General features: G+C 66.4%; 12 protein-coding genes, 1 pseudogene and 1 riboswitch. Of the genes and pseudogenes, 6 read left to right on the top strand and 7 right to left on the bottom strand.

The genetic code is table 11. The annotated features are described in order from the left end of the window. The 5 genes from GM672_RS17485 to GM672_RS17465 all read right to left on the bottom strand — a co-directional run. A partial coding sequence (locus GM672_RS17485; RefSeq protein WP_155471814.1) for a magnesium chelatase ATPase subunit I occupies window positions 1-1,165 on the bottom strand: 1,165 nt, incomplete at its 3' end. Then, complete coding sequence (locus GM672_RS17480; RefSeq protein ID WP_188916012.1) at window positions 1,162-5,262, bottom strand: cobaltochelatase subunit CobN; 4,101 nt, start codon at window positions 5,260-5,262, stop codon at window positions 1,162-1,164. The genes GM672_RS17480 and GM672_RS17485, both read right to left, overlap by 4 nt. Continuing rightward, window positions 5,262-5,594, bottom strand: a complete 333-nt coding sequence (locus GM672_RS17475; protein ID WP_155471813.1) for a (2Fe-2S) ferredoxin domain-containing protein — start codon at window positions 5,592-5,594, stop codon at window positions 5,262-5,264. The genes GM672_RS17480 and GM672_RS17475 overlap by 1 nt, the downstream gene beginning before the upstream one ends. Next, window positions 5,594-6,409, bottom strand: a complete 816-nt coding sequence (locus tag GM672_RS17470; RefSeq protein ID WP_229427738.1) for a CbtA family protein — start codon at window positions 6,407-6,409, stop codon at window positions 5,594-5,596. Before GM672_RS17470 ends, GM672_RS17475 begins: the two co-directional genes overlap by 1 nt. After that, window positions 6,400-6,597, bottom strand: coding sequence for a CbtB domain-containing protein (locus tag GM672_RS17465; RefSeq protein ID WP_155471812.1), 198 nt, complete (start codon window positions 6,595-6,597; stop codon window positions 6,400-6,402). The genes GM672_RS17470 and GM672_RS17465 overlap by 10 nt, the downstream gene beginning before the upstream one ends. A gap of 147 nt (window positions 6,598-6,744) precedes the next feature. Then, a riboswitch (cobalamin riboswitch) is annotated at window positions 6,745-6,969 on the bottom strand. A gap of 176 nt (window positions 6,970-7,145) precedes the next feature. Here GM672_RS17465 and GM672_RS17460 point away from each other — a divergent pair. The 5 genes and pseudogenes from GM672_RS17460 (at window position 7,146) to GM672_RS17440 (ending at window position 14,363) form a co-directional block, all read left to right on the top strand. After that, on the top strand, window positions 7,146-9,260 hold the full coding sequence (locus GM672_RS17460) for a TonB-dependent siderophore receptor (protein ID WP_155471811.1): 2,115 nt from the start codon (window positions 7,146-7,148) through the stop codon (window positions 9,258-9,260). A 2-nt stretch (window positions 9,261-9,262) separates the two neighbouring features. Then, on the top strand, window positions 9,263-10,399 hold the full coding sequence (locus GM672_RS17455; protein ID WP_155471810.1) for a PepSY-associated TM helix domain-containing protein: 1,137 nt from the start codon (window positions 9,263-9,265) through the stop codon (window positions 10,397-10,399). Window positions 10,400-10,978: 579 nt separating this feature from the next. Beyond that, a pseudogene (gene nhaA / locus GM672_RS17450) lies at window positions 10,979-12,208 on the top strand (Na+/H+ antiporter NhaA). Window positions 12,209-12,681: 473 nt separating this feature from the next. After that, window positions 12,682-13,929, top strand: a complete 1,248-nt coding sequence (locus tag GM672_RS17445) for a DUF819 family protein (RefSeq protein WP_155471809.1) — start codon at window positions 12,682-12,684, stop codon at window positions 13,927-13,929. A 170-nt stretch (window positions 13,930-14,099) separates the two neighbouring features. After that, on the top strand, window positions 14,100-14,363 hold the full coding sequence (locus GM672_RS17440) for a hypothetical protein (RefSeq protein ID WP_155471808.1): 264 nt from the start codon (window positions 14,100-14,102) through the stop codon (window positions 14,361-14,363). A gap of 27 nt (window positions 14,364-14,390) precedes the next feature. Here GM672_RS17440 and GM672_RS17435 read toward each other — a convergent pair whose 3' ends face one another. Beyond that, a complete protein-coding gene (locus GM672_RS17435; RefSeq protein WP_155471807.1) occupies window positions 14,391-14,786 on the bottom strand; it encodes a TerB family tellurite resistance protein in 396 nt (131 codons plus the stop codon). Window positions 14,787-15,474: 688 nt separating this feature from the next. On the opposite strand from GM672_RS17435, the gene GM672_RS17430 reads away from it, so the two are divergent. Continuing rightward, entirely contained in the window at window positions 15,475-17,463 is a 1,989-nt protein-coding gene (locus GM672_RS17430) for a BCCT family transporter (protein ID WP_229417794.1), read from the top strand. Window positions 17,464-17,574: 111 nt separating this feature from the next. On the opposite strand, the gene bluB is transcribed toward GM672_RS17430, so the two are convergent. Beyond that, complete coding sequence (gene bluB / locus GM672_RS17425) at window positions 17,575-18,240, bottom strand: 5,6-dimethylbenzimidazole synthase (RefSeq protein ID WP_155471806.1); 666 nt, start codon at window positions 18,238-18,240, stop codon at window positions 17,575-17,577. Between the last annotated feature and the right edge of the window lie 41 nt (window positions 18,241-18,281).

Here is an 18,281-nt window from a genome sequence, read left to right as displayed (position 1 = left end):
GCCAGGTCTTCGCCGCTGCCGCCTCGACCCGCAGTTCGGGCGCGGCGCCGGCGGCGGCAGCGGCGAAGACCTGGCCGGCGGCGTCGTCTCCAGGCGTCTCCGGTGCCTGCTCCTCACCTGCATCGCCGTCGCCCTGTTCTTCGGCCGGGGGCGGTGGTGGCGGCGGTGCCAGCAGTTCGTCCAGCCGCGACTGGTCCAGGCCCGGCTGCTCGAAGGGCTTGCGCCGGCGCCGGTGCGGCAGCACCAGTTGCGCGGCGCTGCGCAGATCGTCCGGCGTGACGCGGGTGCGATGGTCCAGCGCCGCCATGGCGCGCGCCGCCTTGTGCATGACGATGTCGGCACGCAGGCTGGCCACGTCGAATTCGCAGCACAGGTGGCTGATCAGGTCCAGCATCGCATCGTCCAGCTGCACGTCCGGAAGCAGGCGCTGCGCCGTGGCGAGTCGCTCGCGCAAGGCCTGCTGCGCACCGTGCCACGCGGCGTGGAAGGCGGCCGGATCGGCCTCGAAGGCAATCCGGCGCCGTACCACTTCGCTGCGCTCGGCCTTTTCGCGCGGGGCCGTGACTTCCACCATCAAGCCGAAGCGGTCCAGCAGTTGCGGACGCAGGTCGCCCTCCTCCAGGTTCATCGTGCCCACCAGGGTGAAGCGGGCCGGGTGGGACAGCGCCAGGCCGTCGCGCTGCACGCTGTTGACGCCGGATGTCGCCACGTCCAGCAGCACGTCCACCAGGTGGTCGGCCAGCAGGTTGACTTCGTCGATGTACAGGATGCCCCGGTGGGCGCCGGCCAGCAGGCCAGGCTGGAAGGCGCGCCGGCCGCCCTGCAGGGCCGTGGCGATATCCAGGCTGCCCAGCACGCGGTCCTCGGTCGCACCGAGCGGCAAGGTCACGAAGGGCACGGCGGATGCTTGCGGCGCGCCGCCGTCGCCGCAGGTAGCGCATTGCTCGCAGGGCTGGCCGGGCGCGCAGTTGAAGGCGCAACCGGGCGTTCGGTCGATGGCCGGCAGGACATCGGCCAGTGCACGGGCGGCCGTGCTCTTGGCCGTGCCCTTGTCGCCCCGCACCAGCACGCCGCCGATGGAAGGATCGACGGCGCACAGCAGCAGCGCGTCGCGCAATTGCCGCTGGCCGACGATGGCGTCGAATGGAAAGACAGTCGTGGTCATGGCGTAGTTCCGTGCCGGGCCGTTTCGCCGCGTTGTTCCAGCGCCGCTTCGCTGGCCAGGTACAGCGCGCGCAGCCGCTCGAGGGTCTCGGGCTTCGGCTCGGCCCACATGCCCCGTCCCGCCGCTTCCAGCAGGCGTTCGGCGATGGCGTTCTGCGCCCACGGGTTGGCTTCGGCCAGGAACTGCTGCATGACGGGGTCGAAGCCGTAGGATTGCGCCACGTCCTCGTACATCCAGTCGTCCATCACGCGCGCCGTGGCGTCGTAGCCGAACAGGTAGTCGACGGTGGCCGTCAGTTCCAGGCCGCCCTTGTAGCCGTGGCGGCGGATGCTGTCGAGCCACTTCGGATTGACGACGCGCGAGCGGAACACGCGCAGGGTTTCTTCCTTCAGGTCGCGCACCTGGGCCCGGGCCGGGTCATGGCTGTCGCCGAAATAATGCCGCGGCTGCTGGCCGGACAAGGCACGGATCGTGGCGATCATGCCGCCGTGGAATTGCAGGTAGTCGTCGCTGTCGAAGATGTCGTGCTCGCGGTTGTCCTGGTTGTGCAGGGCCACCTGCACGCCGGCCAGCCGGGTGCGGAAGGCGTCGCGCTGGTCGCTGCCCTGGGTGCCGCGGGCGTAGGCATAGCCGCCCCAGTTGACATAGGCTTCGGCGAAGTCGGCGTCGCCCTCCCAGTTGCGGTGCTGGATCAGCGGCAGCACGCCGGCGCCATAGCTGCCCGGCTTGGCCCCGAAGATGCGGTAGCCGGCCCGCTCGGCTGCGTCGCGCGGGTCCAGCCCCTGCCCGACGGCGTCGGCAACGTCGGCCAGGTAGTGCTTGCGCACGAAGTTCTCTTCCGGGCCTTCGTCCAGCGCGATCACCTGGCGCACGGCGTCGTCGATCAGGTCGATCAACTGGGGGAAGGCGTCGCGGAAGAAACCGCTGATGCGCGTGGTGACGTCGATGCGGGGCCGCTTCAGCTCCGCCAGGGGTACCACTTCCACGCCGCTCACCTGGCGGCTCTCGGCCCGCCACACGGGGCGCGCGCCCAGCAGCGCCAGGATCTGCGCCACGTCGTCGCCATGCGTGCGCATGGCGCTCGTGCCCCATACGCTGACGGCCACGCTTTCCGGATAGTCGCCCGTCTCGCTCCGGTGCCGCTCCAGTACCTCGCGCGCCAGCTGCTGGCCCACGCGCCACGCCGATTGCGACGGCACGCTGCGGGGATCGACGGAATAGAAATTGCGCCCCGTCGGCAGGATATGGGCCATGCCGCGCGTGGGCGAGCCGCTGGGCCCCGCCGGCACGTAGCGGCCGGACAGGCCGGCCAGCAGGTTGTCGATCTCATCGGTGGTCCGGGCCAGCTTCGGCACCAGCTCGCGGCAGGCGAATTCCAGCACGCGGCGCACGGCGGCGAAGCGCTGCGGTCCCTGCGGCGTCGCCTGGGTCGGTGGCACCACGCTTGCCGGCGGGGTGACCGCGCGGGGGCGCGCCCTGGCCAGTTGGCCGACGACGCCGACCTTGGCGCGCACGGCCGGTTGCAGACGGGGCGCCGTCACGTCCGTTGCGTCGAGCGTGCCGAACACGCGGTCGAGCACGGCGTCAATGGCGCCGGAGTCGTAGGCCATTTCGCGCAGCTCGACGAACAGGCGGCGGCACAGCAGGTCAATGGCGTCGAGCGCATTGGCGCGCGAGACGACGGCGCGGCCGCTGAGCCTTGCCAGCGCCGGCGTGACGTTCAGCGTGCGGTGGGCGGCAGGCCGGCCAGGCTGGTCCAGCAGCAGATCCAGGGTCAGGCCGAACAGCGCAGCGACGGCGGCCTGCAGGCCCGGCACGTCCAGGTTCGGCAGGCGCGTCAGCGACACCAGCATGTCCGGCATCTGCTCGTGGTCCGGGCAGCGGCCCAGGATGTGCAGGCCGTCACGGATCTGCGCCGAACCCAGTTCGCACAGGTAGCCGTCCAGGTCTTCGATCAGGTGGGCCACGTCCGAGCCGCCCATCGCCGCCAGCGCCGCCGGCAGTTCGTGGTCGTGATCGTGATCGTGGTCGTGATCGTGGTCGTGGTCGTGATCATGATCGTGGCCGTGAGCATGGTGATGATGGCCGTGGTCGTGGTGGCCATGACCGTGCGCATGATCGTGGTCGTGGTCGTGATCGTGGTGAAGCAGCCGCATACGCAGGTCGGCATCGAGGTTGGTCTGCTTCACCAGCGCCCAGATCTGCTCCTGCAGCAGCGGCAGCTTGGCCGGGTCCAGCACCTCGACCTGGTAGTACTCGTCCACCAGCTGCGTCAACTGGGCCAGCGCGCCGTAGGTATCGGCCGTCGTCATCGGCGGTGTCAGGTGGTCCACCACGACGGCGTGGGCACGCCGCTTGGCTTGCGAACCTTCGCCCGGATCGTTGATGATGAAGGGGTAGAACAGGGGCAGGTCGCCCAGCAGCGCGTCGGGGAAGCAATCCTCCGACAGGCCGACACCCTTCCCCGGCAGCCATTCCATCGTGCCGTGCTTGCCGACGTGGACGATGGCGTCCGCGCCCCACTCGTCGCGCAGCCAGCGGTACAGGGCCAGGTAGTGGTGCGTGGGCGGCAGGTCGGGCTGGTGGTAGATGGCATCCGGGTCCATGCCGTACCCGCGCGGCGGCTGCAGCGCGACGAAAACCTTGCCCAGTGCGATGCCGGCCAGTGCCAGGTGGCCATCGTGCAGGTAGGCCTCGCCTGGCGGCGCGCCCCACTGCGCCGTCATCTTCTCCTGCAGCGATGGGGGCAGTTCGGCGAACCATTCGGCATAGCGCGCCGCCGGCACGCGGCCGGCCGCACGGGCCAGCTGCTCGTCGGTCAGGTGGATGGTGTCGTAGGAACAGCGCGCCACCAGGTCGTGGATCAGGGCCGTGCCGTCTTCCGGCAGCGTGCCGACGTCGTAGCCGGCATCGGCCATCGCGGCCAGGATGCGCATCAGCGAGGCGGGCGCGTCCAGCCCGACGGCATTGCCGATCTGCGAGGCCTTGCTGCTGGAGTTCGTGAACATGAAGGCGATGCGCTTGGCCTCGTTCGGCACCCGGCGCAGGCGCGCCTGGCGCGCGGCGATGCCGGCGATGCGCGCCACCCGGTCCGCCAGCGGGTGGTATTCGACGGCTTCGCCCGGCAAGTCGGCCGCGCGTTCCTTGAACGACAGCGGCACCGTGATCAGGCGCCCGTCGAACTCGGGCAGCACGACGTTCATGGCCGTGTCGAGGGGATTCAGGCCCCGCGCCGACTGCTGCCACTGCGCCAGCGTCATGCCGCTGGTGATGGCCTGCAGCACGGGCGCGCCCAGCGCCTCGAGCACGCCGACGGACCAGCCGGCCGGCGTGGGGCCGCCCGGCGTGATCTCGCCCATGGCGAACGACGTCGTGTTGATGAGGACATCGACGTGGGGCTGGCCGGCGCTGCCGAACCAGCGCAGCGCTTCCGGCAGGCCTTCGCCGGCGCCGGCGCGCAGCGACGACGTGAACACGGGCAGCACGTTCATGCCGCGCGCCTCCAGCGCCGCCAGCAGCGCGTCGACAAAGGCAGTATTGCCGCTCATCCAGTGGGCCCGGTAGAACACGATGCCGGCGCTGGGCCGGGACGGGTCGCGCAGGGCCAGCCACTGTGCGGTCGTGGCGTCGGGCGCCAGGTCCGGGTGATGGATGCCGTGCTCCGGCAGCGGCTGCGCAGGCTCGAAGCCGTGGCCCGTCAGCAGCAGGTGGTCCGACAGGTAGCGCAGCAGCTGCGCCAGGTTGGCGCTGCCGCCGGCCTGGAAGTAGGCCAAGGTCATTTGCGCCACGGCGGGAGCGACGGTGGACAGGGCCGCCAGCTCGGGATCGGGTTCGCCCGTGCCGCTGACGACGACCAGGTGCCGTCCCTGGCGGCGCGCCTGCTCCACCAGTTCGACGAAGCCCGGCACGGCGCCGGGGCGGCCCAGCACGCGCACGATGACGACGCGGGCACCTTGCAGCTCGCCGGGGTCGATGCCGTCGCGCGCCTGCAGGTTGACGCCCGCGACAGGGCCGAAGCAGGCAGGCAGCTGGCCTCTGGCCTGGTGCAGCACCGTCAGGTCGTTCGACGCGTGCGTCAGGAGGACAATGGCGTTCATTACTTCGGCTCCGGCACGCACGTGTCGCCGCTGCCGAGGCGGTGGAAGACCAGGTCCGCCACTTCACGCCCGGCGACGAGGTGTTCGGCCACGATGCGCGCGGCAGCCGCTTCGTCGACGCGCTGGTACCACGTGCCTTCCGGGTAGACCACCAGCACGGGTCCTTCGAACTTGCACGCCACCATGCAGTGCGTGCGGGTGCGCTTGACGGCCAGGTCCGGATGGGCGTCGATCATTTCACCCATGCGCTCGAACACGGCCTGGGCCCGGCCCTCCTCGGCCGTGCAGCGTGGACCCACGCACATGAAGACATGACGGTCGTGCGCGCGCATCAGTCGTTGAAGCGCTTGTGGAAGGCGGCCGTCAGGGCGCCCAGGGCCAGCCAGAACACGGCATTGGCGATAGCCGAGGCGACGATGAAGCTGCGCGCCAGCGACTCGGGCGCCACGCTGCCATGCAGCGGCGGCTGCGGCGCGCCCACGAAGTGGGGCACGCACAGCAGCACGCAGGCGGCCAGCTTGAGTGCCGGATGGCGCGCCCACACCAGCAGGGCCAGGCTGACGGCCGTGGCCAGCGCCGTGCCGAGCCACCACGCCTGGCGCAGCATCACGGGCGCGGCCGTGGTGCCCGGCAGTTCCGGCGGCAGGCCGAGGGACGGCGCCACGAACACCACCAGGTAGCCGCCAGCACCCCACAGCAGGCCCTTGCGCCAGTTCACGGGCGCATCGCGCACGGTGAGGATCGCGGCCAGCAGCAGCGCGTAGCCGACGGCCATGCTGACGTCGGCCACGGCCGTGTAGAAGCTGCGCTCGAGGCCCGCCTCCGGCTGCCAGCCGCCATGCTCATGTTCTTGCTCATGTTCTTGCTCATGTTCGTGCGCCTGTTCGTGCGCTTGCTCGTGCGCTTGTCCCTGCCTATGTTCACCAGCTTGCGCATGGCCGTGCGCCGCCACCGGTGCGGCCGGCATAGTCGCTGCCGCCGCTTCGTAGGTCTCGGCGGTACGGATGATCTGCGTCACCTGCAGATGCTGCACGCCCACCAGCAGCAGGCCGGCGACGATGCCGGCCGCCGCGCCCGTGGCAACGATGCGCTGGAAGATGCCGCGCCCGCCCGCCACGGCCGGTGCCGCGTTGCCGTTCAATGGCACGGGAAGCCTGCTGAGTGGCGGCTGTCGTGGGCGGCGTTGTGCAACGCCTCCATCGGCGCAAAGCCGGCGCCGAACAGCAGGATGACGCCCAGGCCGGCGGCGGCCAGGGCCGGCAGCAGGCGTTGTTTCAGGGCGAGGGGTCGGGCCGATGCCCCGGCGGTGCCGAGGGAAACTGGGGTAACGGACATGCTGATCCTCCTGGTGCGGTAACGGTCGATGGAACGCCGCGATCGGGAGGTTGGTGCTGGATGAGGAAACGCGAAGCAGGAAGACGCGCACGCCGGGCGGCGGCACTACCCTTGCAGTTCTCCACCGTACCGCCCTCCGCGATATCAACGTGCTGACTGCTTCGGGCTGGTTTCCGGGCTGGCGAGTGGCGTCCTGCGACGACCTGGAACAGCGCCTTCCCATGCATCGAGCACAGTGGCATCCTGCGGTTCCTTTGACTCGCTTACCGTTGCGGGGGCAGCGCCGGCATTGCCGCCCGGAGGGCGGCGCACCGGCTTCCCATTTAAATCGGCCAGCGTGCGCTGGTCGATACCGGAAGCAAAACTACGGGCGAAGTATAGGGGGGCATAGAGGCAATTGCAAGAAAATCAGCAACCGGTCCCCAGGTGGCGGCTTGCGTTGGGGCGAGACTTCCCTGCCCGGCCGGACAGCGAGTTGACACGGCCGGCATCCGACCGGATAATTTATGAATAAGAATCATTATCATTCATCTGGAAAACCCCTGCTTATGTCGTTTGCCCCGAAAACGCGCCGCGGGCTGGTCGGCCTGTGCGTGCTCAGCACCATCGCGCCCGCCGCCTGGACCCAGGACGCCACCCGCGAGACCGCGCAGGTGATCGTCAGCGCCACCAGCTACCGGACCACGGGCACGAAGTCGGACCTGAAGCCGCTCGAGGCGCCGATGAGCTACGAGGTCTATGGCAACGAGCAGCTGGCCGCGCGCCAGGCCGACAGCGTCAACGAGGCCTTGCGCTACGTGCCCGGCGTGACGCCGGAAAGCCGGCCGACCGTGACGATCTTCGACCAGTACACGATCCGCGGGTTCGAGAGCTACCGCAATTACTATGACGGCCTGCCGCTGCAGTACAACGGCCTGTGGAACCTGGCGCCCCAGGTCGACATGTTCGCCACCGACAGCGTCGAGATCCTGAAGGGCCCCGCCTCCGTGTTGTACGGCGCCGCGCCGCCCGGCGGCATGGTCAACCAGACGGCCAAGCTGCCCCGCTCGCGGCAGGAGACGGAAATCCGCGCCCGCGTGGGCACGAACGACCTGCGCGAAATGGGCGTCGACAGCACCGGCGCCCTGTCGAAGGATGTCGACTACCGCGTGGTCGCCCTGGCGCGCGAACGCGACGGCCAGCAGGCCACGACGAAGGAGGAGCGCCGCCTCGTCGCGCCGTCGGTGACGTGGCGCATCAGCCCCGCCACCCGGCTGCAAGTAAACGTGTACTACCAGGACGATCCGGCACTGATTCCATCGACGCCGCTGCCGGCGCTGGGCACCGTGCGCCAGGCAGCGTATGGCTTCCTCCCGTCCGACACCTTTGCCGGCGACGCCCGCTGGTCGGGCATGCAGCGCGAGGTCACGATGGCCGGCTGGAAGTTCGAGCATGCGTTCAACGACAACGTCAAGTTCCTGCAGAACCTGCGCTACACGAAGGCCAAGGGCCTGCAGCGCAATACCTACAACAACGGCCTGCGGGACGATGGCCGCAGCTTGACCCGCGCCGCCTACTTCACCGACGAGACCCAGCACGGCTACGTGGTCGACAACCAGCTGGCGTTCCGGCTGGCGGCGGGCGCACTGCAACACCGTCTGCTGGCCGGCGTCGACTACCAGAAGCTGCGCTCCGGCGTCAGCTATGGCGACACCCTGGGCACCGATACACCGTCGATCGACCTGGCCAACCCGAACCACTTCCTGTTCGATGCCGCCGCCCTGCCCTTCGACTTCTATACGGAACGGCACGCGATCCGCCAGTCGCAGCTGGGCCTTTACCTGCAGGATGAAGTGAAGGTCGGCGCGCTCACCGTGATCGGCGGCATGCGCCGCGACCGCTACCGCAGCGAGGACGCGAACGCCTCCAGCTACGCCGGCGCGCCATCGGCATCGACCACGTCCGTCGCCCAGGAAAAGACCAGCGGCCGCGCCGCCGCGATCTACGCCTTCGCCAACGGCCTGGCGCCCTACCTGAACTACTCGACGTCGTTCGAGCCGGCATCGGGCGTCGACTCGCTCAGCGGGCAGGCCTTCAAACCCACCACGGCGAAACAGAAGGAAGCGGGCATCAAGTACAAGTCGCCGGACGGCCGCACCCAGCTGACGGCGGCCTGGTTCGACATCCGCAAGCAGAACGTCGTCGTCAACACGCCCACGTTCAACCAGTACACCCAGAACGGCGAGGTGCAGTCCAAGGGCGTCGAGCTGTCGTGGAACCAGGCCGTCACCGACCGCCTCGACTTCACGCTCGGCCTGACCCGCCTGGACATGGAAGTCACGAAGAACGCCCTCGATCCCGCCCTGGTCGGCAAGACGCCCGTCTGGGTGGCCGACAAGCAGGCATCGCTGTGGCTGACCTACACGCCGCTCGACACGCTCGACCTCAGCGCCGGCGCGCGCCATGTCGGCACCAGCCAGATGGACGAAGCCAACACGGCGACGGTGCCGTCATACACGCTGTTCGACGCGGCGGCCATGGTGCGGATCAACAGCACGTGGCGCATCGGCCTGACGGCCAGCAACCTGGCCGACAAGCGCTATGTGGGCGCCTGCCATGGCGCGCGCAACTGCTGGATGGGCGCCGAGCGCAGCGTCGAGCTGACCGTGCACGCGAGGTTCTGACGATGGACTTCCGCGCCTGGTACGCCGTCCACAAATGGACCAGCCTTGCCAGTACCCTGTTCCTGCTGATGCTGTGCGTGACCGGGCTGCCGCTGATCTTCTCGCACGAGATCAGCCACCTGACCGGCACCAGCGCGGAGCCGCCGCAACTGCCGGCCGGACAAGCAGCTCTCGCGGGCCAGGCCGATATCGACCTGCTCGTCGCCGACGCCCAGGCGCGGCGCCCCGGGGACGTGCCGCAGTTCCTCGTGGCCGAGGCGGACGAGCCGGAACTGCTGTACGTGCGCATGGCCGAGAAGATCGATTCGGAAGGCCTGACCGCCTTTTATACGTACGACACGCGCACCGGCGCCTTCCTCAGCGAGTATCCGCTGGGCCAGGGCTTCATGGACCTGATGCTGCGCCTGCACACGGACATGTACCTGGGCCTGGGCGGCACGCTGTTCCTCGGCTTCATGGGGCTGCTGCTGGGCGCGTCGATCGTGTCGGGCATCTATGTCTACGGTCCGTACATGAGGAAGCTCAGTTTCGGCACCGTGCGACGGGGCCGCGCGGCGCGGCTCAAGTGGCTCGACCAGCACAACCTGCTGGGCATGGTCACCCTCGTGTGGCTGCTGGTGGTAGGGCTGACCGGCACGATCAATGCGCTGAACCGGCCCATCTTCGCGGCCTGGCAGGCCACCGAGCTGGCCGCGCTGGCGGCCCCGTATGCGAATGTTCCGCCCGTAACGGGGCCCGTCTCGGCGGACAAGGCCGTGCGCGCGGCACAGCTGGCCCACCCCGACAAGTCGCTCAGCTTCATGGCCTATCCCGGCAACGGCTTCGCCACGCCGCAGCACTTCATCGCCTTTATGAACGGCAACACGCCGGTGACGTCGAAGCTGCTGTCGATCGTCATGATCGACGCCCGCACGGGCCAGGTTGCGGCGAGCGCAGAGATGCCGTGGTACGTGTCGACGCTGATGCTGTCGCAGCCGCTGCACTTCGGCGACTACGGCGGCATGCCGTTCAAGCTGCTGTGGGCCCTGTTGGACGTACTGTCGATCGTCGTGCTGTGGAGCGGGCTGGTGCTCTGGTGGAAGCGACGGCACGTGACGGCCGAGCAGAAACTGGTGTCGCTGGGCGCCGTGCCTGAGTAGCAGACGGCGGGTACATGAGCCCGCTGCGCGGGTCGCGCACGCCACCGAGCAGGCAATGGCAGCAGTGGACAATCGGGAACAGGCGACGCGGCAAGATCGAACGTCCGCCAGCAAGCGGCAGGCCCGGTTGATTTCATCGGTATCGCGCGCCCCATGATTCGGCCAGCAGCTTTTCATCGCCGTCTCCGATGGGCAGTGCATGTGCGACAGGCAGGTTTCCCACACGCTTGAATACTTGACCGATTACAAAGCATGTATAATCGGGGTTGGGTGATCGCACGTTCAGTGCGACAGGAATCGCGATGGTCGGGCCGCCACGCGGCGTTTTTGCGTCCATTGCTCATGTGCCTCCTAGTCCCCTTGCCATCTCCAGGCAATCCCCGCCTTTTCGCATTCGCGGCATGCTCGCGCATGCGCAGCAGTACAGCCCTCTTTCCCACGTTCCACTGCCGATACTAGCGTGACGGCGTGGCAAGCCGCACCTTGTTGATATCCAGCCGGGACAAGCCCTTTGCCCTTCGCGGGCTTTTCCCCAATACACCATGGCCGTAGCCCGAGCCCATCGAGACGGAGAAGAAATTGCGCATCGAAAAGCGACTGTCGAAAACCTTCAAGCAGTTCACCGAATCAGGCAAATCGGGTGGCATCGTGCTCATCGCCTGTACCATCGTCTCGCTGGCGCTCGCAAATTCGCCTTGGAGCGAGGCGTACCTCGGATTCTGGCACCGGCATATTGCCGGGATGTCTGTCGAGCATTGGGTCAACGATGCCTTGATGGCGATCTTTTTCCTGCTTATCGGCCTGGAACTCTAGCGGGAAGTCCGGAACGGTGAGCTCTCCGACCTTCGGAACGCCATGCTGCCGATCGTGGCTGCCGCGGGCGGCATTGTGATTCCGGCATTGATCCATTTCCTGTTCAATCGCGGAACGGCGACGCAGGCCGGCATCGGCATTCCGATGGCCACCGACATTGCGTTCGCACTGGGCGTCCTTGCCCTGCTGGGCAGCAGGGTGCCGGCATCCCTGAAAGTTTTCCTGACGGCGCTGGCCGTGATGGACGACCTTGGAGCGATTATCGTCATTGCCGTGTTCTACACGGCCGACCTGTCCTTCCTGTATCTGCTGGGGGCATTCGCGGTGTTCGCCGGACTGCTGGCAACGAACCGCGTGCTGCGAAACATTTCCTTGTGGCCCTACCTGCTCGGTGGCGCGCTGATGTGGTTCCTCATGCTCAAGTCGGGTGTCCACGCAACCATCGCCGGTGTGCTGCTGGCGTTTGCGATTCCTTACTCGAGTACCGAGGACGATGTCACGTCGCCCTCGCACCGGCTCGAGCATGTTCTGCACAAGCCGGTCGCCTTCCTGATCCTGCCGGTGTTCGCCCTGGCCAACACGGGGATCGCGATCGGCGCCGGATGGGCCCAGGAGCTGCTGTCCGCCAACAGCCTCGGCATCCTGCTGGGCTTGGTCCTGGGAAAACCCGTCGGGATCTTCCTGTTCAGCTTCGGTGCCGTCCTGCTCGGCTTGTGCCGGCTGCCGCTGGACCTGTCGTGGCGCCATGTGCTGGGTGCTGGGCTGCTTGGAGGGATCGGCTTCACCATGTCGATTTTTATCACCAACCTGGCCTATACGGGCGCGGCCGGCGTGATCAATGCATCGAAGATGGCCATCCTGCTGGGATCGCTCGTGGCCGGGACGCTCGGCTTCCTCTGGTTGAAGTTCCTCGGCGCGCCGCTGGCGTCTGACCCCGATACCGAAACCATGGACTTCGACGACGCACCACTGCGCAACCCGGGCACCGCCCCATGACAGGGGGCGGCATCCCTGGCAACCGTACTGGATATTGCCGCGATGCGGGCGCCGGCACGTGCCGGCCCTGGCGCGTCATTGTTCCACCTGGTTTGCCGCGCTGCCGGCGCTCCGTGTCCGGCCATCCTTCCGCGAGGCGGGTGGCGGCGCCCTCCTCCGCCGACGGGGCAGCAGGCTGATGCCAGGGCGCGTCGGGCATACCCAGACGTGGGGTCGTGCATGCTCTGCTTCGTCACGGACAACTGCAGAAAGCATTCGGTGGCTTGTCCTGCCCCGCGGGTCAAAGGTTGCCCAAGGAAAGTCGGGGCCCACCGTTGTACGCCTGCCGATGACCACCGCCACGATCGATCTCGGCAATGGTTTATTGCTTCATCCTGCATGGGACCGGTGTCACACCATTGCTCAACCGGCTCTGTGCCGGAGACAAACCCTGACCTCTTTCCTTGACCTTCACGCCACTACTTGGAGCCTCCATGTCGCCCCTTTCTCCTATGATTACGAATGACGCCGTCATCTTCGGTATGCTGGCCGCCATCCTTGGCGGCGTGCTGTGGACGTCTTCGCAAACAAATGGATTCTGGAAGAAATTCTACAGCTATGTCCCCGCCTTGCTGCTGTGCTACCTGCTGCCTTCGCTGCTGAATACGGCCGGCGTGATCGACGGCTCCGCGTCGCAGCTGTATCCGATGGCACGTGACTATTTGCTGCCGGGTTCCCTTGTATTGCTGTGCGTGGCGATCGATTTCAAGGCAATTGTCCGGCTTGGCCCGAAGGCGGTCATCATGTTCCTGACTGGAACGGCCGGCGTCATGATCGGCGCGCTCGTCGCGTTCGAGGCGATGCGCGTGATCCATCCTGAAACGGTGGCGGGCGAGACGTGGCGCGGCATGACCACCGTGGCGGGCGCCTGGATCGGTGGAGGCGCCAATCAGGCCGCCATGCGCGAAGTGTTCAACGTGGATGCCACGATGTTCGGCCAGTTCGTCGCCGTCGATGTCCTGGTGGGCAATCTGTGGACGGCGGTATTGTTGTTCCTCGCCAGCCGCGCCCAGGCATTCGACCGCTGGACAGGGGCTGACCTGGCCGCCCTCAACCGGCTGCGCGACAGCATCGATCGATACCAGGCACTGCACGCGCGTATCCCCACCCTGGCGGACTTGATGGTTATTCTTGCGATCGCCTTTGCCGCCACCGGCCTGTCGCATTTTCTTGCCGAGCACTTCGTCAGCTTCGTCGAATCCCTGCCCGCCAGGTGGCGCCTGCGCGACTACAGCCTGACGTCAGGATTTTTCTGGGTCGTCGTAACAGCCACGACCATCGGTCTGCTGCTCAGCCTTACGAAAGCGCGCACCTACGAAGGTGCCGGCGCATCGCGCATCGGCGCGGTCATGTTGTACGTGCTGGTCGCAACGATCGGCATGCAGATGGACCTGGGCGCATTGCTTGACCGGCCGTGGCTGTTCCTGCTGGGCTTGCTCTGGATTTCCTTCCACGGCGCACTGATGATCCTGATGGCCAAGCTGATTCGTGCCCCATTGTTCATGATGGCGGTGGGATCACAGGCCAACATCGGGGCAGCAGCGTCGGCACCCGTGGTGGCGAGCTTCTTCCATCCCGCACTGGCACCTGTCGGCGTACTGCTGGCCGTTTTGGGTTATGCACTTGGCACTTACGGCGCCTATATCACCGGCGTTGCCCTGCGGGCCTTGGCAGGAAATTGAACGTAAGACCGGCGTCCCGAAATCATGTGCGAAGGTCGCATCGAACTCGATGATCGACGGTGGTCCAGCCGCGTAATGAACAGGCGGTTCGGCTGCGCGCAACGGGCCTTCCAGTGTCGCCGCTGGGACCGGAGCCGCCTGAAGGCTAACCTGGCGAATGGGATGGAAACATGAAGAGCAACTTGAAGCATATATTCGACAAGATCACACGCGGCGCCGCCAGTTCAGAAGAATGGCGAACCCTGGAAAGGGAGGGCCTGATCGCGCTTGCGGTCCATATCGGTGCAGCAGACCGTGGTGTGCAAATTGCCGCGGACAAGGCAGCGCTGGTCGCCGAAGCCGTGATGGCGGCTCGCGCCGACGGCTGCGCCGACGTGCGCCGGATACGCGCAACCCTGGAGGGTGAAGAACACGTTGAAAACCTGTCCCATTGAGAATGCAACGACGCCGCTACGGCCCACCTACTGGCTGCCTTTGGCCCCCGGGTCTATTCCCCAAGCCTTCGTGGCCATGTGGAGTAACGCCACTTCGGCATCGGCCACTTGTTCGTCCGCATAAACCAGTTGCCACATGGCTTTCCACAAACGCAGACGCAGGCCTGGCTCAACAATTTCCGCAAGACATTTCTCAATCATTTCGGTCTCCACCATGGCCAAGCCACCCTGGGTGGTCGGAAGATCGGTGGACAGCTCGTGAAGGACCTGATCGAACAGGTCTTCCTTGATCCCGGCAGCATCGAGGATGCTCAGTCGATAACTGGCTGCAATCTCCGGCGGCGACCCGCCGCCATCGCTGATGACGGTCAGGGCAAGTAGCCGGGAAACAGCTTGCGGGCTGTCGGAAGCGTAAGAGCGCATGGTTTATCCTTGTTCGACGTGTCTGGTCATGCCACCATTGCACCAGCCGGTTGTGGAGGGGCATCATTGCCCAGGCAATGGGCGGATCGGGGTTCGGCAATAAGGCGCCTACGAGGCAGTCGGGAAGGCAGCATGGCGCTCTCCACCTCGACCACTCGATATCCAGGCATCACTGTACCCGATCGTGGCCGTTTGCCGCGCCGGCTTTCGGACCGATGCCTGGGGCCTGCGTGCACAGCAGGCGCTGCCCTAGCGGGTCTTGTCCGGCGGCTATCGACAAGCCGGCCTGAACAGTCCAGCAAGGCTTCGCTGAAAACGAGACGGCGCCGGCGCGATTGAGCGAACGCCACCACCCTGCCAGCATCGGATTTGCGCCAAAGGCCCGCGCTCGTTTGGATCCAAGTGAAGCGGCAGCGAAGCGCCGCCCGGCAATTATCCCTTCAAAACAGGACGGCGCGATAAGGCGCGCATTCCAATCGGACCGTTACCTGGACGTCAGGATGTTAAGCTGCGTTCGACCGATTCACCCAGCACAACTGCTCGGCATTACTTCGCCCGGGCCGGCCACGGAGCAAGACCCGAAGGTTCCGCCTCGACTTCCGCCCGGCTGGCGCGCGCGTCCTGCCCGCTCGGCTGTGCAATGTACCGCTTGCCCCCGCAAGCCACTACAGCGAAGGAAAGCCATTCAATGACTGTCACTGATCCAAAGCCGCCCGGCCATCTCATCGGCCGGCCCAGAATGCAAGTCAATCCACCGGTGTTTTTCATTTCGGCCGCCCTTATTCTTGCGTTCGTGCTGTTTGGTGCCTTGTTCCCCGAACGGGCCGGCAGCGTGTTCGATACCGTCCAGGCCAGGATCGTGCACGATTTCGGCTGGTTCTATATCCTGGCCGTTGCACTGTTCCTGATCTTCGTGATCTTTCTGATGTTGAGCCGCTACGGCGATGTCAAGCTTGGCCCCGACGACAGCGAGCCGGAATACAGCTACCTTTCCTGGTTCGCGATGCTGTTCAGCGCGGGAATGGGGATCGGCCTGCTATTTTTCGGCGTCGCAGAGCCCATCCAGCATTATTCGCGGCCGCCGATCGGCGAGGGCAGCACGATCGAAGCGGCACGCCAGGCGATGATTCTGACGTTCTTCCACTGGGGCATGCATGCGTGGGCGATTTATATTGTCGTCGGACTGGCCCTCGCCTATTTTGCATTCAGGCGCGGCCTGCCACTCACGTTGCGCTCGGCCCTGTTTCCGCTGATCGGAAAACGCATTCATGGTCCGATCGGGCACGCCATCGACATCTTCGCCACATTGGGTACCATGTTCGGCGTCGCGACCTCGCTGGGCTTCGGCGTGCTGCAAGTGAATGCTGGCTTTGCTCACCTGTTCGGCTTGCCAGTGAATACGACGGTACAGGTCGTGCTGATTGCCTGCATTACCGGCATGGCGACGCTCTCCGCCGGCACGGGGCTCGACAAGGGCGTCAAGCGCCTCTCCGAACTCAACATTATCCTGGCGATCGCACTGCTCGTCTTTGTCCTTTTCGCGGGATCGACAGTTTTCCTGCTTCAAGCGTTTGTTCAGAATATCGGCGCCTATCTGGGAGCGGTGGTACAACGTACCTTCCGCATGTATGCCTACGAGCCGAATACGTGGCTGGGCGATTGGACGCTTTTCTACTGGGGATGGTGGATTTCCTGGTCGCCGTTCGTCGGCATGTTCATCGCGCGAATCTCGCGTGGACGTACCATCCGCCAGTTTGTCACCGGGGTCCTGCTGGTCCCTGTGCTGTTTACGTTCCTGTGGATGACGGTTTTTGGAAATACCGCGATTGCGCTCGACCTGGGCGGCGTCGCTCCCATTGTGCAGACTGTTGCCGACAACATGCCCGTGGCGCTGTTCGAAGTACTGGAGCAGTTGCCGTTTTCCATCGTCGCGTCCGGTATCGCGACGCTGCTCGTCATCACCTTCTTCGTGACTTCAGCCGATTCCGGGGCACTCGTCATCGATATGATCACTTCCGGCGCGGCCCCCAATCCCCCGGTCTGGCAGCGCATCTTCTGGGCCATCTGCGCCGGTGTCGTGGCGGCAGTCCTGCTGCTTGCCGGGGGCCTGAAGGCGCTTCAAACGGCGGCGCTGGCCAGCGCCCTGCCGTTTGCCGTCGTGATGCTGTTCATCTGTTACGGCTTGCTGCGCGCCCTGCAGACGGAGAGAGAGGGAGCGGCAATGGACCTGTCTGTCGATGCCGGGTCGCCGTCAGCGGCACAAGGCCTGAGCTGGCAGCAACGCCTGGCCAGCATTACCGGTTTCTACGACGAGCGGAAGATCGCGGAGTTCCTCGCCGGCACGGCGCGCCCGGCACTCGATGCTGTCGCCGCACAAATGATGCAAAGCGGACTGGTTCCCCAGTCGACGCAACGCGACGGCCAGCTGGAGTTCAACGTGCCACACGGCGATCGGGGCGTGTTTCACTACACTATCCGGGCCCGAAGTTACCGGTCTCCCAGTTTTGCGTGGGCCGAGACCCAGGACGCGTCGCCGGAGAGCAGGCACTACCGTGCCATGGCCTATAGTTCCGAAGGTGGCCAGCATCATGACGTGACAGGCTACACAAGCGAGCAATTGATCAATGACCTGTTGAACCACTACGCCCGTTTCCGTCATTCGCGACGGATTCCTTGATCGTCAGGAACGGCCTGCGCCATATCGCCGCGCAGGACGTCGAGACCCCGGGCAGGCAACGGCGCCGCCCTGGCGCTTATCGGGCAAGCCGGGCGGGTATTGAAGCCACGTTTACGTGTTCGCGCCCGGCCGCGTACCCCAGCTGTCCTCGAACAGGATTTCCTGCAAGGGGTGGCGCCGGTCCCAGTTCTCCAGTTCCAGCATCGGTGCCGGATAGAATTCCTGCACGTGGCCCACGCACAGCACGGCGATCGGCAGGCTGCCATCGGGCATGCCGCACAGCGCACGCAGCCGGGCGGGATCGAACAGCGACACCCAGCCCACGCCGATGCCCTCGGCCCGCGCGGCCAGCCAGAAGTTCTGGATGGCGCAGGCGGCCGACGCCATGTCCATCTCGGGGAGGGTGCGGCGGCCGAAGATGAACTTCTCGCGCCCGTCGATCAGGCCGACCACCAGCACTTCCGCGCAGGCGAGGATGCCTTCGACCTTCAGGCGCATGAACTCCCCGCCCCGCTGGCCGAGGGCCTCGGCCGTGCGCCGGCGCTCCTCGTCCACCAGGGCGTGGATGGCGGCGCGCCGGGCCGGATCGAGGATGCGGAGGAAGCGCCACGGCTGCATCAGCCCGACGCTGGGGCCGGCATGGGCGGCGGCAAGGAAGCGGGTCAGCTGGCCGGGCGCCAGGGCACCGGGCACGAAGTGACGCACGTCGCGCCGCTCACGGATGGCGCGGTAGACGGCGTCGACCTGGTCTTGCGGGAAGGCGTTGGGATTGTCCATGCGGGCGGCGTTCCGTTGTCGAAAGCCGCCCGGCGGACGGC

Source organism: Pseudoduganella buxea (genome assembly GCF_009720835.1).
Classification (GTDB): Bacteria; Pseudomonadota; Gammaproteobacteria; order Burkholderiales; family Burkholderiaceae_D; genus Rugamonas; species Rugamonas buxea.
This window is presented reverse-complemented; position numbering and strand designations above follow the sequence as displayed.